Genomic DNA, 24,810 nt, shown 5'->3' with positions numbered 1-24,810 from the left:
TTATTTCAGGAGTGGAAGATTTCGATCGATTAGCTTTTTCAGCGTCTCGACAGATGCGGTCGTAGTCAGCCCGTCGGCCGGAGTGTTCATGCAGTAATCTACCAATTTATCGATTGTGGATACAGCCACGTGCATACGGGTATCGGAAGACGCATAGTAAATATACACGGTTCCATCCTCATCCGCGATCCATCCGTTAGAGAATAAAACGTTGGATACATCGCCGATCCGTTCCTCATTTTCCGGAGCCATGAAATAGCCGGCGGGTGTGGCGATAGGTCTCGTGGGATCTTCCAATGCGGTCATATACATATAAAGCACGTAACGTAATCCGGCGGCGCATCCCCGTACGCCATGGGCGAGATGTAACCAGCCTCTCGGTGTCTTGATCGGGTGGGGGCCTTCGCCATTTTTCACTTCCTTGATCGTATGGTAGTAACGTTGGTCGATGATGGTTTCTTCCTTGACTTCGGCGTGCGTGATATCATCAATCAAGGCCCATCCGATACCACCGCCACTTCCTGCGTCGATAAATCCGTCTTGGGGGCGGGTGTAAAGGGCGTATTTGCCATTTACGAATTCCGGATGTAATACGACGTTACGTTGTTGGCTCTTGGTCTTTAAATCCGGGAGACGTTCCCAGTTTTTCAAGTCTTTTGTCCGGGCGATAGCTGCCGTGGCGGTTGCCGAGGATAGATCTCCGGGAGCTGCGTTCGGGTCATGGCGCTCGGCGCAAAAGATTCCGTAAACCCAGCCGTCTTCATGAGCGGTTAGGCGCATGTCGTAAATATTCGTGGCCGGGACAAGATCGTCCGGCATGGTTACCGGGTAATCCCAAAAGCGGAAATTGTCTACTCCGTTCGGGCTTTCGGCTACGGCGAAGAAGGATTTACGGTCGCTTCCTTCTACACGTACCATTAATATATATTTGTCATTCCATTTGATCGCACCGGAGTTCATGGTTGCGTTCATGCCGATGCGTTCCATCAAGTAGGGGTTTGTCTTTTCATTTAAGTCATATCTCCAGAAGATCGGGGTATGCGCGGCTGTCAGTACAGGGTGTTGATAACGGGTGAAGATTCCGTTTCCGTCTTCTAAAGGGATATTTTTCCGGCTTAACAAGGTTTCGTGTTTAGCGAAGAGTTCGTTTACTTTTTCTTGAAATTGTTCCATGATGTTTTTGCTTTAAATGATATTATCAGATGGTGGGAGACGGGGCACGCCCCGTCTCTACAACTGGATATGACGTGATTTATCTGGTTTATGTATGATGTTATTTATATAGGTTGATATCGGAGGCGAACAATGTTTTCGGATTTTCAAAGAACTTCTTGAAATCCTCGGCAGAGGCTTGTCCGGGATAAGGGCCAAAAAAGTGAGTGACTTTTTCACGGGCGTTTCTCCATACCAATACATAAGCGACCGGATATTTCTCCATGGCAGGCAGCAGGGTTCCCGTCCACCATGTGGAGTCTGGTACCCCTTCGTAGCCGGTCTCCGTGATCGCTATGATCTTATGGTTGGCTTTGCCTATGCTGTCTATTACGGAAAGACTGGTATCCATGCTTTTCAAGAAGAAATCCTTATCTTCCCGTTGGTAAGCGTCGAAGCCTAGGACGTCGATCAAGTCATGTCCGGGGTAACGTTCCAGATAAGACGCTTGATCCCGCGGCTCCGTACCTGTGGAATAAGCGTAAACGATCTGGTCTGCCGCTCCGTGAGCGTTTAGATAATCGGCGGTCATTCGCCATAGCGCCTTGTATTCATCCGTGGTACATAAATTCTGTCCCCACCAGAACCAACTTCCGGTGTGTTCGTGCCAAGGACGGAATAGGACGGGAATCTTGGTGCCATCGCTTGTTTTCAAGGAAAGGATGAAATCATTCACTTTGCCTAGCCAACTTTGGAATTTCTCATAGTTCTCCCCTTCCGGAAGGATCGATTTCACGACAGCATGGTCTGATACGTCCCAAGCGTCCCCTCCGGTTTTAGGGTTACGGGGATGCCAACTTAAAGATACCAAGCCTCCCCGGTTATATTGGTTGATGATTTCCTTGCGTATTTTCTCGAAAGGTACTTTATCAAGGCTTTTATCTCCCCCGAGTTCGATCTCTCCAAGATCAAAGCTGATAACGGCCGGATAATCGCCGCATACTTTTTGCACGTCTGAGCCTCCTTCGTCAAATTCCCATCCGATCCCATAAACCGTATCATCGTGATGTCCGAACATGATTCCTTTTTGTGGAGTCGCACGTAGGTTCTCTATTAAACGTTCTCTCGGCGAAACCTGTTCGCTTGTCGGTTCTAGTCCTTTCTTCGACGGTGAACAGGCGATTAGTGCCCCTAGGCATAACATGGTAATTAATTTCGTGTTCTTCATGATAACTGTCTTTCTTTATGAACGCGAATGTAAGAGGTATCGGGCAGACAATCTAGTATTATTTTATCTGATAGCGATATTATTTTCATTTTAACCGGAACGGTTGTTTGATTTGGAATTCATTGTTATCTTTGTGCATGTTAATTAATCAAATAGAATGACTATGGGAAAATGGAATGATTTACAAGAACAAGTGAAGGAAGGGAGAGAATGAGAGAAAGCCCGAAAGGAGAATTTGGGAAAGTTCTTTTATGATTTGGCGAAACTGACTTTTGCGGGTGTAGTTATATGTGGGGTTATCCCGTTGTATAAGAATCCGAATGATTTTTCACAGTGGGTAATGCTCATAACAGGTTTAGGAGGTACAGGAATGATTGCGGTTTGTGCAAATAGAATATTTAAATAATAACAGATATGAATAACATGACATTTTTGTTTTTAATTATTATCGTGGTAATGGGGATATTTCTTGCATGGACTTATACCAAATCCGGTAAGAAATGGCTGAAGAACCTATAGCGAACATCTAGATATAGAACTATACCCAATACACGGATCTTATGGAATTATTTATTTTTTCTATAAGATCCGTGTATTGTTTTTGGTAACCCTTGGTTTCTAGTCCCCAACTTGAACCTGTATACGCTCTTTTGAAGTTATCCTCTTCTCAAATACTTTCGTGTCCAGCAGAATAGGGGCATTGACGAAATCCGGGACATTATAGGAATAGACAGAGCGATCGTAATAGGTTTCCGGATCTTCCTGGGGAAGGAGAAAGGGCTTGCTTATCTTGCCATTCTCATCCATGCTTGCCAGATAAAGGCGGGTATAAAGGCCGTCACCCCGGCGGCTACTGAAGACAAACCAGCGGGAGTTGCTACTCCAGTTGTGAAAGCTTTCGGTATCATCGCTATTTACTTCGGATAGCTCGCGGAGGTCTCCGCTTGTCAAGTCCAGTAACCATAGATTCGCCTCTTTATGCCAGATCGAAAAGTTTCCGTAATCGGATAAGGTGAACATAATATATTTGCCGTCATAGGAAGGGCGGGGAAAAGATACGCTTTTCCCTAAAGCCTCAGCGTTCACCAACGTATCGATACGGCTCCCGAATGTACCGGCAGAGGGATCAAAATCGATACTACATAAATTATATCTTATCTCTTTATATTCTTCGGGAATCTTTTTAGCTTCGGCGGAACAAAAGTAAAGCGTACGACCATCCGGGGAGAACGCAGGGAAGGTCTCGAACCTGTCTTTCTTTTGCAAAGAATCGCAAAGGAGTAGACGATGATCTGCCGGATGGTAAACGACTATATCAGATTCCAAATCCAATACTTCTACCCGCTCGTCCTTAACCGTATGGAACGATTGTCGGGTGTTGTTCGTGGAATACGCTATATATTCGCCTCCGGGATGCCAGTAGGGATAGACGCAAGCGGCGATTGTCTGATCTGTTTTCGTGTTGAGGTATTCATCCTTATTGTAGGTTCTCATAAAAGTGGCTCCATGCGTTCCTCGGATGTGAAGACTGAAATGGCTCGGGTCCGTACGGTTAAAGGCATGGCAGTTTACGCACATACCTTTGACCAGCGTGTTTTCCACCAAAGGCCTTTCTTTATGAGACGATAGATCACGCTCATAAATACCCATACGGCTGTAGACTTCATAACCGGGAGCGATCTTTCGGTATACTAAGCCGTAATCGATCGGGTGGGGGCTGATGTACATGGGGAAAGGTTTGTAAGTACTCCATTTACCCTCTTGCTTGATACTGACAGTAAAGAGTAAACTATCGCCTTGATTGGAGATGAGCAGTTGTTTCCACTCTTTTTCCGAGAAATTGACATGCTTCGCGTTTATATGCACCTCTTTGCCTTGGCACCCTTTTACGATAACATCTATCCGCTCATAGGAGGTATCCGTATAAGAGAAATTCATAGGTGCTATCGTGGCGGGTATTGTCACCCCGATATAATCCGGATAGATGGACGGGTATTTCTCTATTTGTTCGGGGGATACTACCGAATTCCCACAAGCGGTAAATAACGCTATACATATACTATATAATAAGATAAGCTTTCTCATGGCCGTTTATTTTCTGAATAATAAGTAATACCAAAATGTCTTCTCGTATTTTGGGCGAAGGATAGGCTCAGAGTCTTTCTGCGTCATATAAACACGGGCGAACTCGCTTACCCCTTCCAATACGTTGCGGGAGATGCTCCAAGGAAGGCCTTGGAAATTAGGATGCTGCTGTGTCCAAATGAAAATCAATGCCTCTTGATAAGAGATGGGTATGTGGTTATAGCCCAGATCTTTTCCCAGCGGATAATATTTCATGAAACGTTCCAGATCCTTCTTTTGCAAGACATAGGCTAACATATACTCGAAAGCCATCCGGTTACTTTTGTTATGTTGCAGCAATAAGCCTAGCATGACATCCATTTCCGTGTCGCTGAACAAGAAATCTTCTGTATATCGGGCTTTTCTCAACCATCCCCATTCGGGATGCTTCTCTATCTTTTCATCGTTATTTAGATAGCTCATGGCGTTGGTCGCCCATTTCTTATAGAACAAGGTATGCTGCAAAGCCCGCAGGTATTTGGCGGCGACAGCGTATTGTCCATTGATCAAGTTGGTCTCGGCCAGACGCATATAGGCACGTCCGCTTTTCTTATAGTCGGGGATAGCCTCCATCGCTTCGAACATATAGCGTTGTGAGGAGTTGATCATTCCCAGATGATAGAATATCTCGCTGGTAGGGAGCGGTGAGGTGAAATCTCTTTGGAAGGTGGGGATCAATCCTTCCGTTCCATTTTGGTAGAAATGGAACATGCGATCCCCTAATTGCCCGGTCTTGGCGAGAGCCAGATTTAAGCAGGTCACGGAGAAAGGAGAATTAGGCTCTTTGTTTTCCGCCGCCTTGATGATCTGGTTCCATTGTTTCATGCGGGTGAGGTAGTCGTATTTCATAGCCTCCTCCTTATCCGAATTGCTGGCGGCATAGATCCATGTGCCACCACCGATAAGGAGCAGGGTGGAGATAATACCCATCCATGCCTTAGTGCTCTTTACGGGTGGGGGAAGTAAAGCAAGTGCCCCGGGGGTTATGGCAACGGTAGCAATAACAAGTAACAGGGTGTTGGGAACGATCATGGGGAAACGATAATAATCGATGCCGGTCATGAGGCTAAGCAATGGATATTGCGTAAGGCTTTGTGCCAATAGGGGGCATAGGATTCCAAGCAAGATGTAGATAGGAATCCATATATAGGATTTGTTGGATACGATTGGTACGGGTTTGATGCAATGCCCGATTGCTACTCCGATAACGAAGATGAAATAGGCCCCACCACCTACGATCCAGTAGAGTACCGGCATTATTAGGAGCGTATAGATTATTCGTCCCCATGGATGAGTGATTTTTCGCTGGATGATTAAGGCGAAGAGGGCGAGAGTTATGGAGACAGGGAATGCCAGCAGGGCATTCTCATCACATAAAAATACCCAGAGCAGGATAGAGGGGAGAAAGCTGAACGGATACCAAAAGTCGGAAGCCCCCATTTGTTGGGCCAGCCAGTTTATTTGCCGTTGGATAAGCACGAGAACGATCGCCAAGATCGTAGCCCCTGCCCAAGCGAAATAATAGAACTGCGTCAGGAACTCCGCTATATATTCAGCGATGCCTCCGGGATGGAGACATTTGTCGATTCCATATTCCGGCGTGAACAGGAATAACTGGAATTGCTCGTGGTAATGTAAATGATGAGGATAATAAAGTCCCCAAAACAGGCAAATCGCACAGCCGAATAATAAGGAGGCGATTCCTCTTATGTATCTATATTTACGTGTATTTTCCATGATTCTATTATTTAAAAGTCTCAGCTTCCTCGTCGTAGTAGATCTCTTGTACATCTTCAGCGTCGAAAGGAAGCTCGCTAGTGGATAATTCAGGTATATTATAAGATTTCAACGTGATATCGTAATGTTCCGGATCCTCTTGCGGGAGAACGAAAGGTTTATAGGCTTTTCCCGTACTATCCACGTAAGAGAAATAAGGCTTTCCGTATAGTCCGTCATCCCGCTTACTGGCAAAGACAAACCAATGGCTGTTAGAGGACCAACTATGGTAGGTATCCGATTTATCGGAGTTGACGGCAGGTAAGGTATCTATCTTCCCGGTCTGGAGGTTCATCATATGCAGGTCTGTTTCTTGGTGCCAGATCGGGAAGGTTCCATAATCGGCTACCGTGAAAAGTAGGTATTTACCGTCGGGCGATATCTTGGGATGGCAGGCGGAGCCATTATGCTTCTGGGCATCCCATACGGTTTCGATCTGTCGGCCCCATTCCTTGGTATCTTTATGGAAAGATATGCGGCATAGGGAATATTTTAGGTTATGGATGCTATCGGGCAACGGCTGGATGGGAGCGGAGCAATAATAGATCCAGTTCCCATCGGGCGAAAAGGTAGGGAAGGTCTCTAACTCATCCTTCCGGCTAGTCAATGGGGAGGTGATGAGTTGTTTCTTTCTGAAATCGGCGACCACTAGGTCGGAGGTTGTGTCATAGACTTCCAACCGCTTACTTCCTAACGAATGAAAAGCAGGGATGATAATATTCGTGGAAAAAACGGCGAACTGCCCCGATGGATGGAAATCGCCATAGACAGCCCCATTCGGCAGACTGTCATTGCTCAGTTTCAACTTCCTTAAATGTCCGTTACGGTTCAGCAGGGTGCCTCCTTGCTTTCCCCGTAAATGGAACATGGATAAACTTCCTTTCTTATTTCCGTAAATATGGCAGTTCATGCAAGAACCGTCGGTATCTTTGTTGTCGGCAATAACCCGTTCCTCGAAGGTATTGATCTCCCGCTCGCATAATTGGATCTTGTTCCATACCTCGTAGCCGGGTTCTATAAGCCGGTAGCTTATGTAACTATCCAGTTTCTCCGGAACTACTTGCCAGTAGAAAGAGGGGTAACGAAACCATTTACCCTTGATACGGGCGACTACGGTTATTTGCAGGCGGTTGCCCACTTCCTGCTCTAAAAGGCTTTCCCATAGGTTTAAAGGGAAAATAGCTTTCTTTCCGAAAGATAATTGTATCTCTTTTGATTTCCCTTTTAAGGTTACTTGCATAGCGTCCGCATCGTTTCTCAATAAGAAGTTGAGAGGGGCAATATTCGTGGGAATCATGATATCCGTATAATCGGGATACATGGGGATTGGGTCTGTGGTATCCTCTATTTGCTTCGGGGTAGGGGTACATCCTGCCAGCAAGCAGATTATCCAGACGAGGTAATAGGTTATGTTCTCTTTCATGATTCTTGCTTCTTTCATGGCTTACTCTCCTTTCCGGGCTCTGTGGTCGCAAAATGATAATAGAACCAATAGGTCTTGCCGTATTTCTCTTTCAAACTCGTGTCCTTTGCCTCATAAAGCCGGGTATAATCGGCGAATTCTTTCGCTATCTTTACCGGGATTTGGTATTTTATAAGCTCTTCCGCACGGATATTACCTTGGCGGGCGAGATGGATCAGCAGGGCCTCGGCGAAAATGGAACTAGAGACCTTACCCGGTACATAATCTTCTACAAAAGAACGGAGATCTTTAGAGAGTAAATGATAGCAGAGTAAGTATTCGTAAGCACGGAGATTGCCGGCGTTCGAGGCGACTAAGTTCCGTAAGGAAGTCACGGCATCGTTACCGGAACGTAGATGGTCTTGGGTCGGGATGTCTCTGCGTTTCTTCTCCAGCCACTCCTTTACTCGCGGGGTTTGCTGACCGGGTATTCTCTTTTCGGCCCAGCTTTTATGAAGGAGTGTCTTGTCTAATATACGTAGATATTTAAGAGCTGCCTCATCATCCCCATTGACCAGATTGATCTCAGCCAGCCGTTTGATCATACGGCTACCCGAATTGCGGGGAGAGAAGATCATACTTAGCATGGCGCAATGCTCGGCCATGGTCATATCTCCTAACGTAAACCATAACTCGTTGGCGAATAGGATAGAGAGAAAAGAAGCGGATGGGTTCACGGGGAGGATCAACCCATTCGTACCCGGTTGATTCCACGCTAGGAGGTTCCGGGAGAGAGATACGGGTGAGTTGATCTCGGACGGATGCGTGGCATTGTACAGGTTCCGGTAATAGGTCACCCAAAGGATTTGGCGGTCTGTCTCGAGATGTTTCCTCATCTTTTGTATATTTCCGAAATAATGTTCCACATCGAGGCTGAGTACATACTCCCGGTCGAGATCCGGCTTACTCCACCAAGTGGTAGCGGGATATTGGGTCGCTGGAAGAAGTAATATACCTGCCGCAAGCAGGGCACTTAGCTTTTGATGGTGCGCTATGATTCCGGCGGCCAGCATAAGGGCCAGACAGAGCCATGCCCCGTACCCGAAGCACCAATAGCAAAGAAGCATGGCGGGAATGCAGGTAAGAAGACGTTGCCCCTCAGTTTGGCTCCGGCTATATAACAGGAAAACACCTTCTGCTCCGATCAAGGAGAGAGTCGCGGATAACGGATAGGCGAGTCCGCAAGACCTTCCGGCCTCCCATAATACAAGTAGTATCATAAGAGGAAGGGCGTATCTCTTGCTGACGAATTGCCGGAATGTCCGATAGGTAAGCAGGGCAAATAAAGTTAAGACAACGCTTAGGATGAACGGGCCTCCCCCGATATAATAAAAGAATTGCGTAAGGAAATCGCCGGTGAGACAAGCCAGCCACGCTTCCTCCTGAAAATATCCACGGAGAAACTCGCCGCTGTACAAGAACAGCATCATTTGCTCTTTGTGGAACAAATGATAGGGGTACATCCAGAAGAAGAAAGCGAAGATCGCTATCGCCAGTACCGCTAGCGTGATCGACAGATCCTGTTTAATGATTCGCTTCATCCAGTTCCTTTCGTAGCTCTTCGGTCAAGGAGGTTTTTATCATCTTATAGAGGAATTTCCCGACCGTTTGGTTGATATGTTCTTTCATGAACGCATAATTAAAAGCTTGCGTCTCTACTCTCAAGGAATCCCATGTCTGCTTGATGCGGATGGAATCTTCCGGCGAGCAAGTCTTAAGCGCTGTCCATAGGGCATAGGATTCGCTATCGGTCTTTTGCTTCCGGTCTTTCCAATGCTGCAAGGCGTCGTTTTGCGGTGTACCGGAGGCCGAGCTGATGGAGTCTATCCGTACTGAGGTCACACCCGGTTCCGTTACGACCAGTAGCTCTTGGAACTTGAGACGCAAAAGGATGCGCATACGGAGGACTTTCATCTCTTCTCCCGTTCCTTGGAAAGTAAACCGTGCGTTCTCTATTCTCGTAGAATCGATATTTTCGATTGAGGCGTTTTCCATGGGTGCCAGATAAATCCATTCCCCATCCTGCTGTGCGGTGGGTAGGGTGCCTTCTATGATGTATTTGGAATCGTTAGATTGACAGGCAAATAGGCACAATAAAGTGAATACTCCTATAAATAGATATTTCATCGATCGTGTTCATTAGTAATTAGAGACTCAAAGTTTAGACTGCGTAAAGTTAGTGTTTTTTCGGAAAAAGGAATGATGTTTTTTTGACAAAGGGTGATACTTAATTTACGTAGCTGTTGGGGAGGAATGGAAAAAAGGAGGACGCTAATTCAGACATCCTCCCTTTTTATGAAATAAAGAACAATTAAGCGTTTAGGACTTTCTTGAAGCGACGGATAAATTCCTTGGCCTCATCCATCGTCAAGCAAAGCGGAGGAAGCAGACGGATCGTATGGGTTCCGGCTACACCCGTGAACACTTTCTCCTCAAAGAGAAGTTTGCTACGCACTTCCTTGATAGATTCCTCGAACTCGATACCGATCATCAAACCACGGCCCCGAATTTCCTTGATACCCGGAAGTTTATGAAGCTCTTCCAATAAATAGGCACCCACTTTCGCCGCGTTATCAATCAAACGCTCGTCTTCCATAATATCGAGAACGGCGATAGCGGCCGCGCAAGCCAAATGGTTACCGCCGAAAGTAGTGCCGAGCATACCATAAACCGGCTTGAATTTCGGGCTGATCAATAACCCACCCATCGGGAAGCCATTGGCGATACCTTTCGCTACTGAGATCAAATCCGGCTTGATACCGGCATATTGATGCGCAAAGAATTTACCGCTTCTTCCATATCCGGACTGGATCTCATCCAAGATCAGACAGGCATCATAAGTCGTACACAGGTTGCGTAACTCACGCATAAAATCATCCGTTGGCAATTGGATGCCACCTACACCTTGGATACCTTCGATGATCACGGACGATACATCCCCCTTCTTCAACTCTTCCTCTACGGCGGAAGCGTCGTTCAATGGAAGATAAGTAACCGCTAGATCCTCATTTACCGGAGCGATGATCTTCGGGTTATCCGTGACACGTACGGCGGCGGAGGTACGCCCATGAAAGGCGTGCTTGAATGCGATCACCCGCTTCTTCCCGTTATGGAAAGAGGCGAGCTTTAACGCATTCTCGTTCGCCTCCGCTCCGGAGTTGATCAAGAACAACGAATAATCATCGTAGCCGGAAGCCTTCCCTAGCTTATCCGCTAATTTTTGTTGCAAGCTATTGATAACCGAGTTCGAGTAAAAGCCTAATTTATTTACCTGCTCGGTAATCGCCTTTACGTAAGTAGGGTGGCTGTGCCCCACCGAGATCACGGCATGGCCGCCATATAAGTCGAGGTACTCGTTTCCCTCGCTATCCCATACATGGCATCCTTTGCCTTGTACGATCTCTATATTAAATAATGGATATACGTCGAATAAATTCATCTTTGTCGTATTTTTTAAAACGCGGAGGGTTTTAAGTGTAAGCCAACCGTCTCCTCCAACCCGAACAATAAGTTCATGTTGTGGACCGCTTGGCCGCTAGCACCCTTCAATAAGTTATCGATCATAGAGATGATAAGAAGCTTATCATCTATTTTCTGTAAGTGGATCAAGCATTTATTCGTATTTACCACTTGTTTCAAATCCGGGTTCTTATCAGTGATAAACGTGAAGCTGTGATCATCATAGTATTCCTCATAAATACGTCGGATCTCTACCAAGTCGATCTTGCAATCGATGTATGTCGTGGCGAATATACCACGGGAGAAATTACCGCGTACGGGGATGAAGTTGATCCGGCTTGAATAGCTCTTCTGCAACTGGCTCAAGCTTTGGTTGATCTCGGCCAAGTGCTGATGCGTAAAAGGCTTATAGATCGATATGTTGTCGTTGCGCCAGCTAAAGTGAGAGGTGGAAGAAGGCTTCACGCCCGCTCCCGTCGATCCCGTGATGGCATTGACATGCAAGTCGGAATTCAGCATCAAGTGCTTCGCCAACGGCAATACGCCCAATTGGATGCAAGTAGCGAAACAACCGGGGTTCGCTATATGCCGGGCGTTGCAAATCCGGCGGCGGTTCAATTCCGGCAGGCCGTACACGAAATCGTGCTCCGGGCCTTCGATCCGGTAGTCCATGCTCAGGTCGATAATCTTCACGTTCTCGGGGACCGTGTGGCTCTCCATGAACTTTTTCGTATCGCCATGAGCGGTACAGAAGAACAGAAGGTCGATGCTATCTAACGGCAACTCGCTGGTGAACACCAAATCCGTCTCGCCATAAAGACCGCCATGCACGTCCGTGATCTTGTTACCGGCGTTACTGCTACTGTTTATAAATGTAAGCTCGGCATCAGGGTGGTTTAGGAGCAGGCGGATCAATTCACCCGCCGTGTAACCCGCTCCGCCTATAATTCCGCATTTAATCATATCTCTTCGTCTTTATGGTTCGTATAATAAACACGCAACGGAGTGGAAAGAACCTTGATGAAGCCTTTAGCGTCCTCGGCGGTCCAACCTTTCTGCATCTCTCCGTACTCACCGAATTTCGTCTTCACCAAGTCATCCTCAGATTCTACGCCAACGGTAGAGAAGGACAACGGACGAAGCTCCAGAATAGCCGTACCGTTCACGTTACGCTGAGACTCTTGCAACATCGCCTCGATATCGCGCATCACCGGTTCCAGATATTGGCTCTCGTGCAAGAACATGCCGTACCAGTTCGCTACCTGATCCTTCCAGTATTGTTGCCATTTGCTCAACGTATATTTCTCTAGGAAGCGGTGCGCCCCGATAATCAACATAGGAGCGGCAGCCTCGAAACCGACCCGTCCCTTGATACCGATGATCGTATCGCCCACGTGCATATCACGGCCGATACCGTAAGCGGCCCCGATCTCCTCGATCTTCTGGATAGCGGCGATCTTATCCTCGAACACCTCACCATTCACGGCATGAACCTCACCGTTCTTGAACTCGATGCGCAATTGCTCGCTGCCGGTCTTCTCCACTTGTTTCAGATAAGCGCTCTCGGGCAGTCCTTGTGCGGAATCAAGAATCTCGCCACCGCAGATAGAGGTTCCCCAAAGACCTACGTTATAGGAATATTTCAACTTCGTGAAATCGGCCTCGAAACCGTGCTCCTTCAAGTAGTTGATCTCTTCCTCGCGGCTCAAGGCCATATCGCGGGTCAACGTGATAATCTCCACGTTCGGAGCCAATACCAAGAAAGTCATATCGAAACGGATCTGGTCGTTACCGGCTCCGGTAGAACCATGGGCGATAGCGTCGGCGCCAATCTCGTTCGCGTAGCGGGCGATCGCCAAGGCTTGGAAGATACGCTCGGAGCTTACGGAGATCGGATACGTACCATTACGCAGCACGTTTCCGAAAATCATGTACTTCAAGCTCTTCTCGTAATACTCTTTCGTAACGTCGATCGTCACGTATTTCGTGGCGCCTAGCTTATAGGCGTTCTCCTCGTTTTGTTTCAATTGTTCCTCGCTGAAACCACCTGTGTTAGCGCAAGCGGCGTATACCTCGTATCCTTTTTCTTTAGCCAGATACATGACCGTGAATGAGGTATCCAAACCTCCGCTGAACGCTACTACTACTTTCTTCTTCATCGTTTCTTTATTTTATGTTGTTTTTCTATCGTATTAATTTAGTCCTTTTTAGTCTGATTACGGGCCTCCCGCTCTCGTTGCGCACGATGCGGATCGGCCGGGTCGAACAGCATGGCCGTGCAGATGCAATACTTACGTTCGGTGCGTTCCAAGATATCGTGGTTCACGCAACCGTTGCAACCTCGCCAGAAAGCCTCATCGTCCGTCAAGTCGGAGAACGTAACCGGTACATATCCCAGCTCGGTATTCATCTTCATCACGGCAGCGCCGGAGGTAAGGCTGAATATCTTCGCTTTCGGCCAGCGCATGCGGGCAAGTTGGAAAGTCATGTCTTTGATGCGTTTCGCGATACCCAAGCCCCGGAAATCCGGATGTACGATCAAGCCGGAGGTAGTCACGTACTGCTTGTTTCCCCATGACTCGATATAACTAAACCCGGCGAACTCGTTTCCCGCCAAGGCGATCACCGCTTTGCCCTCTTTCATCTTCTGGGCCACATACTCGTGCGTACGTTTGGCGATACCCGTGCCCCGGACTTTAGCGGCAGACTCGATCGTATCTAGGATCGTATCCACATATACCTCGTGAGAGGCATCAGCGATCATAACATCAATTTCTATTTCTTGTTCCATTTTATTGTTTGTTCTTAGTTTTTTCCTTTTATATAAAATGTGATAAAGCGGCAATCACCTTCTCTTGGCTCACACCGTTGCGGGGGATTACCAAGATCGTATCGTCTCCGGCTATGGTGGCCAGTATCTCGCTGGGGGCATGGGAGTCTATGTCCGAGGCAATTCCCATGGCGTAACCCGGTCGTGTCTTCACCACCGCCAAGTTTCCGGAAAACTCGATATTCGGCTTTTTCTTGCCTTCAGGCTGTGCTTGTTTGCTTATACTCTCTTCGGGAAGGCGATATACATAATCTCCGGTTCCGTCGTGTACCTTGGCTACTTTCAGTTGCTTGATGTCGCGGGAAAGCGTAGCTTGCGTAACCGAGAATCCGCTATCTTCCAGTTCTTTAAGCAGTTCTTCTTGATTACTTATCACTTTCGTCTGTATAATACCGCAAATGGCATCCAATCGTTCCTTCTTTGTACTCATGTTGTATATTTATGCAAAACAGGCTGCAAATATAAAGAGTATTGTTGAATAAATATACAATCAAGGGCTTTTTTTTCTGATATAAGTAGGGGGTAAGGGATTTTCCTGCTTAGTCTAGGTTTAATCACTGTAAGTGTTAGGCATTTCATCTATTTATATTCATCTTCTATCAGCCGTTGGAGGATCATGCAACAGCTGTTAGAAGATCATGTACCAATTGGTAGATGATTATGCAACGGATGGTAGATGATGAATGTCATTCAAAGAAAAGGCTAATACTTCCTATAGAAAGAACGAAAGGGTGTGGTCGTTTTGAACAAAATGGTAGTATCTTTGCGTTATTAAAAAGAGAGTATCAGGTTTAATTTCAAGTAAAAGGATATGAGAAAAATAGCAAGTTTATTCGTGGCCTTGCTTTTATTGGCAGGCTGTTCCAGCGTACCGTTGACAGGACGTAAGCAAGTGTTGTTGGTTTCGGACCAAGAGGTGTTGTCGTCCAGCCTTACCCAGTATAACGATTATATAAAGACGGCGAAAAAATCGACGAACGTGAACAAGAGCGCTATGGTAACCCGGGTCGGAAAGAAGATAGCCGCCGCTACGGAGGACTATTTGCGGGCGAACGGGATGACGGATGAGGTAAAAAACTTCTCTTGGGAGTTTAATTTGGTGAATGATCCGCAGGTGAACGCCTTCTGTATGCCGGGAGGCAAGATCGTGGTGTACGAGGGATTGCTGCCTTTAGTTTCCTCGGACGATGAATTGGCGGTGGTCATCGGGCATGAGGTCGCCCATGCCGTAGCTAAACACAGCAATGAGCGTATGAGCCAGCAACTAATGGCCCAATATGGGGCGGCTATTTTAGGTGCGGCCGTAAGCAATAAGAGCGCGGCGGTACAGCAAGCGGCCAATACAGTATATGGTGTGGGAGCGCAGTATGGCGTAATGCTTCCTTTCTCCCGTAAGCACGAGTCGGAAGCGGATTATATGGGATTGGTATTCATGACTATGGCGGGATACAATCCGGACGTGGCAGTCAACTTCTGGCAAAAGATGTCCGCCGGAAAGAGTGGCTCTACGCCGGAATTTATGAGTACGCACCCCAGTGATGCCACTCGTATAGCGGAAATCCAAAAAGTCCTACCCGCAATCAAAACCAAATACAAAAAGTAGTTGACAGTTGACAAGTGACAGTTATTTTATCACTTGTCTCAATTTTCAATTAAACAAGATTCCCATCTTGTTCATTAAGAAACAAGCATTCATATTCTGGGCTATTCCTTCTCTTAGTTGATAAGAGAAGGATAGCTCCTCGTCTTTTATATCCGCTTCGAAGCGGTAATTCTTTATTTGTTCCGGGAACTCTTCCTCCAAAGTACCCAACACTAAATCGTGGGTGGCGATGATGCCGCAAGCCTTATAAGCGACCAGCTGTTTCATAAGGGCAAGAGAGCCTTTCTGCTTGTCGATAGAATTTGTTCCCTTCAAGATCTCGTCCAAGATGATAAATAGCTTCTCCCCGTTTTGCAGCCTGTCGATAATCATTTTCAGCCGTTTCAACTCCGCGAAGAAATAAGACTCGTTGCTAGCCAAGGAATCCGAGGTACGTAAGCTGGTAACCATGTGGGCGGGATAAACCGTCAAGGAGGCGGCGCAGACCGGAGCGCCTACGCAAGCCAATAAGTAATTGACACCGATCGTCCGGAGGTATGTACTTTTTCCGGCCATATTCGCTCCGGTGATAATCAGGAACCAAGGACTTTTGCGGATATCGATATCGTTCTTTACGCAGACTTCCCGGTTCAAAAGAGGATGTCCCAAAGCCTTGCCTTCCATCTGGAAATAAGTGTCGGCAATCTCCGGATAGATGTATTCCGGATGGTTGAAAGCGAAACCACCCAACGAGTTCAGCGCGTCGAAACGAGCCAGCGCGTCGAACCAAAGCGGAAGTTTATCGGAGTAAGTCTGAATCCAGCGTTCCAAAAGGATGGCATGGCGTGTATCCCGCAAGTAGAAGAGATTGAAAATGATACCCGCCAAACTGAATCGTTGGTCTAATCCTCCGATATACGACGACAAGCGTTTGATAGCATGCGAGGCCAATTCCTTCTCATTCGCTAATTGTCCGCTGATCTCTTTCAGCTCTTCCGACTGGAAATTATCTTCTTCCACACATTGCATCAGCTTTGAGTACCGATTGAAAATAGACTCCATCTTATTGACGGTCGCGTAAAGCGCATTGATTTCCTTGGCTCGTCCGTAAGCGATCACTAACGTGATTAAGAAATAAATATTCAATAAACTCCCGCTGATCCAATCCAGTGAGTAAGCGATACCCAATACGATCCACAACACTGGGACCGCCCAGATCAATAGTTTCCACGGTAGGCTATCAACGAATTTATGCTTACGCTGAGTGAGTCGGTCCATAAAGTTGATATCGTTGTCTCTCGTATCTTGCGTGTCCTGCCGGATGATTCCCGTCACATAGAAATGCTGCCGTAAGGCGGATAAAGTCGCTAATTCCTTGACAGCCTCTTGCCGTTTGACGATCTCCTTCTTATCCGTCAAGGGATTCGAGAGCCAATCGGCCAGTCGTTCCCGCCCGAACCCGGTTACGGTACGATTGAGCGATTGAAACAAGGAGCGGTCTCCAAACACATCCAGATCCAAGCAGAAAGAGTGCTCGCCCGAGATCTTATCGGCTGCCCCGTCGAATGCGCTGAAATCATAGTCCAGTCCTTTTAGCTCATCCTCGTTCAGTTTGATCAAGGTCTCGGCGTATACTTTTCGTGCGTACATTTTATTATGGTACCACATCAGGAGCGCGAACGGGATGATATAAGCGAAGGTGATCCCCGTCAGGCATTGCCAACTCTCATCCCTGAATATCCATAAGGAGAGGATCGCTTCCGCCACTAAAGCCAACCGGATACTCCCCATCAAATGGATCTTCTTTTTCAAATTACCCAAGCGCCGTGTATAAGCGTCGATATTTTCTTTGTAATAACTATAGATTTCTTCCATAGCCGCGAATATAGGAAAAATGAACTAACCTCTTGAATTTTGGTTTATATATTATATTCATAGGTGAAACGACCATTATTCATGTAATTTGGGCGATAAAGCCAACTGCCGTTTCCCCTATATTCGCGGACACATTTATAATTTAAGATCATTTATGAAAAAAACGATTATATCCTTTCTCTTCCTTCTTGTTTGCGGTATGGCACATTCGCAAGTTTTAGCGAAAGGGCCGGAAGAGAGTTATAATGCGGATAGTATTCGTGCGATTTTGGATAAGTCACCTTATTTTACCTTATTCAAGGACAATTATTTTATTGGCGGTATCCCTATCGGCAACAAGCCTACGGCGAGAAACTCCGACGTTAAATTCCAGTTGAGCATCGCCCAGCGTCTTACGAAAAGTAAACTCCCCTTCGATACCTATCTTTTCTTGCAATACACGCAAAAGGCTTTTTGGAATGTCTTTCAAGAGTCCTTGCCGATGCGCGACTTGAATTTTAATCCGGGTATCGGTTTGGGGCACCTTATCGTACATAAGAATAAATATATCGGAAAAGGCTATTTGATGGTCGAGCACGAGTCGAACGGTAAAGATAGCATCTTCTCCCGAAGTTGGAACAAGATCACCCTAGCGGCGGCTGTCCTGTTGAATAAGAACTGGGAAGTTCAATTCAAGGGCTGGATACCGATCGTGGATGGTGGGGAAAATAAAGACATCCTTAAATATAATGGTATATTCCAAGTGGCCGCCAATTACCGGACAGACAACAGGCGCTTTAACTGCGGGGTTATCTTGACCAAACGAAAGACTTGGTTCAGCTTTAACACTCAGATCGAGTTGAGCTATAAGTTTAATAATAACGAGAACCAATATTTCTTCCTGCAATATTATAATGGTTACGGTGAGAACCTTTTGGAATACAATCAATACAAAAGCATGCTGCGGATCGGTTTCGTGATCAAGCCGCAAGATTTCAGTATTTACTAAAAAATATCCTTCTTGATAGATCTCATTGATCGGGCGATAGATGTAATATATGATACATTTCGTTTCTTTAGGAAACAATACATTTACAGACTTTGTTTTCTAATATATTGAACGTTTCCCGGATAATTAAAGAGATACGCCATGAAGGAAAAAATTGAACAATTAAAAGCTCTCAACCACAAAGCTGAGTTAGGGGGCGGAGAAGACCGCATTGCGAAGCAACATGCGGCAGGTAAACTAACCGCTAGAGAAAGAATCGAACTACTATTGGAAAAAGGTAGTTTCGTGGAAATCGACAAGTTCGTGACACATACGTGCCATGAGTTCGGTTTAGAAAAACAGCGTCCATTAGGGGATGGCGTGGTCACCGGTTACGGAATGATCGGGCAACGCACGGTATTTGTTTTCGCTCAGGACTTCACGGTATTCGGTGGAGCCTTGTCCGAGACGTATGCCCGTAAGATCTGTAAGATCATGGACATGGCAACGGAACTAGGCGCTCCGGTGATCGGGTTGAACGATTCGGGAGGCGCACGTATTCAAGAAGGGGTTCGTTCCTTGGCGGGATACGCCGAGATATTCCTCCGGAACTCGTTGGCTTCGGGCGTGATCCCGCAGATTAGCGCTATTATGGGCCCGTGTGCGGGTGGAGCGGTTTACTCGCCGGCGTTGACGGACTTTATCTTTATGGTAAAACAAACGAGCTATATGTTTATCACCGGCCCGGAGGTCGTGAAAAGCGTGACGCAAGAAGAGGTTACGATGGAGAATCTGGGAGGCTCGGAAGTGCATAGCACCCGTTCCGGAGTGGCTCATTGCACGGCGGATAACGATATGGATTGTATCTTGAAGATACGTGAGTTGATGTCGTTCTTGCCGAATAATAATATGGAAGAGCCGCCATTCGTTCCTACTACCGATAGCCCGAACCGCATCGATCCGCAATTGGATCTGCTGGTTCCTACTAATCCCAACCAGCCGTACGACATGAAAGAGTTGATCCTTTCCGTGGCTGATGATCAAAACTTCTTCGAGATACAAGAGGAATATGCCAAGAACATCATTATCGGTTATATCCGTTTGAATGGAAAGACGATCGGTGTCGTGGCGAATCAACCTGCCGCGTTGGCCGGTACGCTGGATATCAACGCGTCCGTAAAGGCCGCCCGTTTCGTCCGTTTCTGCGACGCGTTTAATATACCGTTGTTGACGCTGGTGGATGTACCGGGTTTCTTGCCGGGCGTGAACCAAGAGTACGAGGGAATTATCCGTCATGGCGCTAAGTTATTGTATGCGTATTGCGAGGCTACCGTGCCGAAAGTGACCGTCATTACCCGAAAGGCTTACGGCGGCGCTTACGACGTGATGAGCTCCAAGCATATCCGGGGCGATATCAACTTCGCTTATCCAACCGCCGAGATCGCTGTCATGGGACCGGATGGTGCCGTGAATATCTTGTTCCGTAAGGATTTGAAGACCGCGGAAGATCCCGAAGGCAAACGGAAGGAATTGCAAGCCGATTACCGGGAGAAGTTCGCTAACCCGTACCGGGCCGCTGAGTTAGGCTATGTAGACGAGATCATCGAGCCGTCTATCACACGCAGCCGCTTGATCCGTAGTTTTGAGTTGCTGGCCAACAAACGGCAATCCAATCCTCCGAAGAAGCATTCCAATATTCCTCTTTAAAAACGAATCCTTATGATAAAGAAAGTATTAGTTGCCAATCGTGGCGAGATAGCGATGCGGATATTCCGCACCTGCCGGGTGATGAACATCCCGACCGTAGCGATCTATACGCATGTGGATCGCGGAGCATTACATGTACGTTATGCGGAGGAAGCTTACTGCATCTCGGAAGATGAAGCGGATACCTCTTACTTGAAGCCGGACTTGATCCTTGAGATCGCCAAAAAGACAGGAGCCGCTATTCATCCGGGTTACGGCTTTTTGTCGGAGAACGCCGACTTCGCCCGCCGTTGCGAGGAGGAGGGCGTGATCTTTATCGGCCCGAGCGCCGACGTGATCGCGAAGATGGGTATAAAGACCGAGGCCCGTAAGATCATGAAAGAAGCCGGTGTGCCGGTTGTTCCCGGAACGGAAAAGCCGGTGACGGACATAGAGGATGCCAAGAAGGTAGCCGCCGAGGTGGGTTATCCGATTATGCTAAAGGCGCTTGCCGGAGGCGGTGGAAAGGGTATGCGTTTGGTACATAGCGAGGATGAGATGGAAGCGGCTTTCCGTATGTCTCGTTCCGAGGCGGCCAACTCGTTCGGAAACGATGCCATCTATATCGAGAAGTATATCGAGAACCCCCATCATATCGAGGTGCAGGTACTCGGGGATAAATATGGGAACGTGATCCATCTGTATGAGCGTGAGTGCTCTATCCAGCGCCGTAACCAGAAAGTGATCGAGGAAGCGCCCTCTCCATTCGTGAAGGAGGCCGCTCGCCAGAAGATGTTGGCCGTAGCGGTGGAGGCTTGCAAGAAAATCGGTTACTACAGTGCCGGGACGTTGGAGTTCATGATGGATAAGGACCAGAACTTCTATTTCCTCGAGATGAATACCCGCCTTCAAGTGGAGCATCTGGTGACGGAGGAGACAACGGGCGTGGACTTGGTTCGCGATATGATCTTGGTGGCCGCAGGAAATCGTCTGCCTTATAAGCAGGAAGATGTGGCTTGCCGGGGGCATGCCTTGGAATGCCGTATCTATGCGGAGGACCCGGAAAATAACTTTATGCCCTCTCCGGGCGTGATCAAGGTGCGTGAGGCTCCCGAGGGACGTAACGTACGTCTGGATAGCGCCGCTTACGCCGGTTTCGAGGTGTCCTTGCATTACGATCCGATGATCGCCAAGCTTTGCACATGGGGCCGGACCCGTGAGTCCGCCATCTCGAATATGATACGTGCCTTGCGGGAATACAAGATCTTGGGAATCAAGACAACGATTCCGTTCCACCTGCGTGTGTTGCATAATGCGACCTTCTTGAAGGGGAATTACGATACGACCTTTATCGACACCAAGTTCGATAAGGAAGACTTGAAACGTCGCCAGAACAGCGATCCGACCGTAGCCGTGATCGCCGCCGCCTTGAAGCATTACGAGGAGGAGAAAGAGGCGGCCGCCCGTGCGACGACCGTTCCGCTGGTAGGGGAGTCCCTGTGGAAACACTACGGGAAGTTACAAATGTTGGCCAATAACTTTTAATGAGAGGAGGAATGATTATGTCAAAGGCTTTAGCGACTTATTTTGCCACGGTTAACGATATTCCCGACACGGAGTTCAAGGTAGAGATTCTGGAAGACGGGCCTATCAAGAAAGTATCCGTAAACGGTACCGTTTATGATGTAGATTACAATCTGGGCGGAGATACGATCCACTCGATCATCATGAACCATAAATCTCATGGCGTACAAATATCCAGTGTTGGAGATTCCACCTATGAGGTAAAGAATAAAGGTGATTATTTCCAAGTACAGGTGATTGACGAGTTGAAGAAATTACGCCTGTCGAGAACTAGTTCCAAGACGGTCGGCCGTCAGGTCATACAGGCCCAGATGCCGGGCGTGATCCAGAAGGTATATGTCAAGGTAGGCGATGAGGTCAAGGCGGGAGCCCCGCTTTGCGTATTGGTTGCCATGAAGATGGAGAACGAGATCCGTACGCCGATCGATGGGGTGGTGAAAGAGGTGTATGTCAATGAGACGGACAAGGTCTCCGTGGGTGATAAGATGTTGGTTGTAGAGTGAGTTGTCTCGGGGTTATAGTTTTCCCTCGAGAGAATAGGAAAGGAATCGGAGCAGTCCGGTTCCTTTCGCATGTTTGGTAAAATTATCTTAAAAAACATTCCGTCTTTCTATCGTGTTACAGAGTTATTATTTCTACATTTGTAGCGTTTAAACCTAAATCATGAAGTTATGTTGACAGCAATGGTCATTGTGTTCCTTGTCGGTTATTTGATGATCGCATTGGAACATCCTCTAAAGATAAACAAGGCGGGAACGGCTTTGCTTATCGGTACGGTCTTATGGGTTATGTACACGTACGCGGCCCCGTTTTTCATCCCGAGGGCCTCGGCAGAGGAATTCAGCTTGTTCTTGGAATCGTTCCCCTCTTTGGGTTCTTTAACGTTTAAGGAACAATGTACCCGGTTCGTCGTGGAGCATCAGGTTCTGGATAGTATCGGAGAGATCGCCGAGACACTTATATTCCTGATCGGGGCGATGATAACCGTGGAGCTGATCGATGCCCATGGCGGTTTCATGTTTATCACGAATCATATTACCACGAAGAAAAAGAAGAAACTGCTGGCGTTGATTGCCGTGATCACGTTCTTTATGTCGGCCGTGTTGGACAACCTTACGACCTCGATCGTCATGATCATGCTGATCCGTAAGTTGCTCGGGAATTATAAAGAGCGGTGGGTGTTCGGCAGTATCATTATTATAGCGGCGAATAGCGGTGGCGCTTGGTCACCGATCGGCGACGTGACTACGATCATGCTTTGGGTAAGGGGAAATATCTCCACCTCATCCACGATCCCCCATTTGATCCTGCCGAGTATCGTATCGGCGTTGATCCCGGTCTTGATCGCCATGCGTTTCTTGCATGGCAACGTGACGCCCCCTAACGCATTCTCGCAAATGGAGGCGGACAATGAGTTGCTGAAGAAATTGAAGGATAAGGAGAAGTTATCGATCTTGATCATCGGTGTGTTGTGTTTATTGTTCGTGCCTGTATTCAAGACGGTTACTCATCTTCCCCCGTTTATGGGTATCTTGATGGGAGTGGGTATTCTTTGGTTCTATACGGAGATGCTATACGCCCGTAAACCGATCGACGAGGACTTGAAATTGCGTTTGTCCAAGGTGGTTCACCGTATAGACGGGGCGACCTTGTTATTCTTCCTCGGAATCCTTTTGGCGGTGGATGCCTTGCGTTGCAGCGGCGTATTGTCGGATTTCGCTTTCTGGCTGGACGATACGGTAGGCAATGTGTATGCGGTGAACCTGATTATCGGCGCCTTATCGTCTATCGTGGATAATGTTCCGTTGGTAGCGGGTGCTATCGGTATGTACCCGGTGGCTACGGACGCTATGGTGGCTGCGGCGACTGATCCGGCTTATCTGGCGAACTTCGTGCAAGACGGCGTGTTCTGGCAGTTCTTGGCTTATTGCGCAGGAGTAGGTGGAAGTATGTTGATCATCGGTTCCGCCGCCGGAGTCGTCGTGATGGGCTTGGAACGGATCAATTTTATTTGGTACTTGAAGAATATCTCTCTGTTGGCCTTGGCGGGATATTTGTCCGGTGCGGTGGTATATATTCTCCAGAATTTGATATTATAATAAGTATATGATATTAATTGCGGATAGCGGATCTACAAAGACGGAGTGGTGCCTGGCGGATCAAGGCAGACCGGTCCGTACGGTCGTGACAGCGGGTACCAATCCTTATTTCCAGACACGGGAGGAGATTGCCGGAGAAATCCGGGGTGCCTTATTGCCTGCGTTGAGGGGTGAGCGGATCGATGCCATTTACTTCTATGGCGCCGGTTGCGCCTTCCCGGAGAAGAACCGGATCGTGGAAGAGGCGATTACGCCTTATATCCCGGCTCCCATAGAGGTGTATAGTGACTTGATGGCGGCTGCTCGTGCCTTATGCGGGAGCCGTCCGGGAATCGCCTGTATATTGGGGACGGGATCGAACTCTTGCCTGTACGACGGGACGGAGATAACGGAGCATATCTCTCCCTTGGGATTCATTCTGGGGGATGAGGGTAGTGGCGCCGTGCTCGGGAAGTTATTGGTAGGGGATTGCTTGAAGCGTCAGTTGCCGGCGCCTTTGGTTCGGAAGTTTATGGATCAATATGAGTTGACGCCCGCCTTATTGTTGGAGCGGGTATATAAACAACCTTTCCCGAATCGTTTCTTGGCTACCTTGTCCCGTTTCTTGTTGGAGAATATCACCGAGCAACCGATTTATAATTTGGTCTATACGAGTTTCCGTAGCTTTTTCCTCCGTAACGTGGCGTTATATCCGGGAGCTGATACGTACCCGATTCATTTCGTAGGCTCTATCGCCTATTATTATCAGGAGGTATTGAGAGCGGCGGCCTTATCCTTAGGCTTGAAGGTCGGTACGGTCGTACAGGCTCCCATGAACGGATTGATCCGGTATCATTTTACGAACGAAGAAAAAAATGAATGAGTTATGGCATTTCAAAAGATAACCGAGTCGGAATCGTTGTACGATAATCTGGATCAGATGTCTGTCCGGGAGTTGCTGGAAGGCATCAATAACGAGGACCGGAAAGTGGCGATCGCCGTTGGCC

The 24,810-nt window shown here is 47.5% G+C and carries 21 protein-coding genes and 1 pseudogene; 9 read left to right on the top strand and 13 right to left on the bottom strand.

The window, feature by feature from the left end; all coding sequences use genetic code 11:
* Positions 1 to 1,173 (bottom strand): glycoside hydrolase family 130 protein, encoded by a 1,173-nt coding sequence (locus QVP94_RS04555; protein ID WP_005855202.1) that lies wholly within the window; start codon positions 1,171 to 1,173, stop codon positions 1 to 3.
* Between the two features lie 100 nt (positions 1,174 to 1,273).
* Positions 1,274 to 2,380 (bottom strand): glycoside hydrolase family 26 protein, encoded by a 1,107-nt coding sequence (locus QVP94_RS04550; protein ID WP_005855204.1) that lies wholly within the window; start codon positions 2,378 to 2,380, stop codon positions 1,274 to 1,276.
* A 235-nt stretch (positions 2,381 to 2,615) separates the two neighbouring features.
* Here QVP94_RS04550 and QVP94_RS19295 point away from each other — a divergent pair, with 235 nt between their 5' ends.
* On the top strand, positions 2,616 to 2,786 hold the full coding sequence (locus tag QVP94_RS19295; RefSeq protein WP_008774459.1) for a DUF6722 family protein: 171 nt from the start codon (positions 2,616 to 2,618) through the stop codon (positions 2,784 to 2,786).
* A 212-nt stretch (positions 2,787 to 2,998) separates the two neighbouring features.
* Here QVP94_RS19295 and QVP94_RS04545 read toward each other — a convergent pair whose 3' ends face one another.
* The 10 genes from QVP94_RS04545 to QVP94_RS04500 all read right to left on the bottom strand — a co-directional run bounded on the left by QVP94_RS04545 (position 2,999) and on the right by QVP94_RS04500 (position 14,461).
* Entirely contained in the window at positions 2,999 to 4,465 is a 1,467-nt protein-coding gene (locus QVP94_RS04545; protein WP_022192063.1) for a TolB family protein, read from the bottom strand.
* A 6-nt stretch (positions 4,466 to 4,471) separates the two neighbouring features.
* The gene (locus QVP94_RS04540; protein ID WP_008774457.1) at positions 4,472 to 6,241 is read right to left on the bottom strand and encodes a DUF6057 family protein; all 1,770 of its coding nucleotides are present in this window, start codon (positions 6,239 to 6,241) and stop codon (positions 4,472 to 4,474) included.
* A gap of 7 nt (positions 6,242 to 6,248) precedes the next feature.
* On the bottom strand, positions 6,249 to 7,721 hold the full coding sequence (locus QVP94_RS04535; RefSeq protein ID WP_022192062.1) for a TolB family protein: 1,473 nt from the start codon (positions 7,719 to 7,721) through the stop codon (positions 6,249 to 6,251).
* Positions 7,718 to 9,283 carry a DUF6057 family protein gene (locus QVP94_RS04530; RefSeq protein ID WP_008780989.1) on the bottom strand — a complete coding sequence of 522 codons (1,566 nt, stop codon included), beginning with the start codon at positions 9,281 to 9,283 and terminating at the stop codon, positions 7,718 to 7,720. Before QVP94_RS04530 ends, QVP94_RS04535 begins: the two co-directional genes overlap by 4 nt.
* Complete coding sequence (locus tag QVP94_RS04525; protein WP_005855217.1) at positions 9,267 to 9,869, bottom strand: DUF4369 domain-containing protein; 603 nt, start codon at positions 9,867 to 9,869, stop codon at positions 9,267 to 9,269. Before QVP94_RS04525 ends, QVP94_RS04530 begins: the two co-directional genes overlap by 17 nt.
* A 184-nt stretch (positions 9,870 to 10,053) precedes the next feature.
* Complete coding sequence (locus tag QVP94_RS04520; RefSeq protein WP_005855219.1) at positions 10,054 to 11,181, bottom strand: aspartate aminotransferase family protein; 1,128 nt, start codon at positions 11,179 to 11,181, stop codon at positions 10,054 to 10,056.
* A gap of 14 nt (positions 11,182 to 11,195) precedes the next feature.
* Positions 11,196 to 12,164, bottom strand: a complete 969-nt coding sequence (gene argC, locus QVP94_RS04515) for an N-acetyl-gamma-glutamyl-phosphate reductase (RefSeq protein ID WP_005855221.1) — start codon at positions 12,162 to 12,164, stop codon at positions 11,196 to 11,198.
* Positions 12,161 to 13,360 carry an argininosuccinate synthase gene (locus QVP94_RS04510; protein ID WP_005855223.1) on the bottom strand — a complete coding sequence of 400 codons (1,200 nt, stop codon included), beginning with the start codon at positions 13,358 to 13,360 and terminating at the stop codon, positions 12,161 to 12,163. The genes argC and QVP94_RS04510 overlap by 4 nt, the downstream gene beginning before the upstream one ends.
* A gap of 38 nt (positions 13,361 to 13,398) precedes the next feature.
* A complete protein-coding gene (locus QVP94_RS04505; protein ID WP_009276802.1) occupies positions 13,399 to 13,992 on the bottom strand; it encodes a GNAT family N-acetyltransferase in 594 nt (197 codons plus the stop codon).
* 28 nt (positions 13,993 to 14,020) lie between these two features.
* Positions 14,021 to 14,461, bottom strand: coding sequence for an arginine repressor (locus QVP94_RS04500; protein WP_005865605.1), 441 nt, complete (start codon positions 14,459 to 14,461; stop codon positions 14,021 to 14,023).
* 381 nt (positions 14,462 to 14,842) lie between these two features.
* Here QVP94_RS04500 and QVP94_RS04495 point away from each other — a divergent pair, with 381 nt between their 5' ends.
* Positions 14,843 to 15,634: a M48 family metallopeptidase gene (locus tag QVP94_RS04495; protein WP_022192061.1), complete on the top strand. Its 792-nt coding sequence runs from the start codon at positions 14,843 to 14,845 to the stop codon at positions 15,632 to 15,634.
* Positions 15,635 to 15,679: 45 nt separating this feature from the next.
* On the opposite strand, the gene QVP94_RS04490 is transcribed toward QVP94_RS04495, so the two are convergent.
* Positions 15,680 to 17,488, bottom strand: coding sequence for a MutS family DNA mismatch repair protein (locus QVP94_RS04490; RefSeq protein WP_022192060.1), 1,809 nt, complete (start codon positions 17,486 to 17,488; stop codon positions 15,680 to 15,682).
* A 154-nt stretch (positions 17,489 to 17,642) separates the two neighbouring features.
* On the opposite strand from QVP94_RS04490, the gene QVP94_RS04485 reads away from it, so the two are divergent.
* The 7 genes and pseudogenes from QVP94_RS04485 to QVP94_RS04455 all read left to right on the top strand — a co-directional run.
* Positions 17,643 to 18,476, top strand: a complete 834-nt coding sequence (locus QVP94_RS04485) for a phospholipase A (protein WP_022192059.1) — start codon at positions 17,643 to 17,645, stop codon at positions 18,474 to 18,476.
* A gap of 141 nt (positions 18,477 to 18,617) precedes the next feature.
* On the top strand, positions 18,618 to 20,162 hold the full coding sequence (locus tag QVP94_RS04480) for an acyl-CoA carboxylase subunit beta (RefSeq protein WP_005855235.1): 1,545 nt from the start codon (positions 18,618 to 18,620) through the stop codon (positions 20,160 to 20,162).
* Positions 20,163 to 20,174: 12 nt separating this feature from the next.
* Complete coding sequence (accC, locus tag QVP94_RS04475; protein WP_008774450.1) at positions 20,175 to 21,686, top strand: acetyl-CoA carboxylase biotin carboxylase subunit; 1,512 nt, start codon at positions 20,175 to 20,177, stop codon at positions 21,684 to 21,686.
* Between the two features lie 17 nt (positions 21,687 to 21,703).
* Positions 21,704 to 22,228, top strand: coding sequence for a biotin/lipoyl-containing protein (locus tag QVP94_RS04470; protein WP_172606912.1), 525 nt, complete (start codon positions 21,704 to 21,706; stop codon positions 22,226 to 22,228).
* A 168-nt stretch (positions 22,229 to 22,396) separates the two neighbouring features.
* Entirely contained in the window at positions 22,397 to 23,824 is a 1,428-nt protein-coding gene (gene nhaD / locus QVP94_RS04465) for a sodium:proton antiporter NhaD (protein ID WP_022192057.1), read from the top strand.
* Positions 23,825 to 23,831: 7 nt separating this feature from the next.
* Positions 23,832 to 24,686, top strand: a complete 855-nt coding sequence (locus tag QVP94_RS04460; RefSeq protein WP_022192056.1) for a hypothetical protein — start codon at positions 23,832 to 23,834, stop codon at positions 24,684 to 24,686.
* A gap of 3 nt (positions 24,687 to 24,689) precedes the next feature.
* Positions 24,690 to 24,810: pseudogene (locus tag QVP94_RS04455) on the top strand (N-acetylmuramic acid 6-phosphate etherase); the annotation flags it as partial.

It is taken from the genome of Parabacteroides sp. CAG:2, assembly GCF_000436315.1.
Lineage (GTDB): Bacteria > Bacteroidota > Bacteroidia > Bacteroidales > Tannerellaceae > Parabacteroides > Parabacteroides distasonis.
The sequence above is the reverse complement of the archived record's forward strand: the minus strand, read 5'-3'. Positions and strand labels throughout refer to the sequence as shown.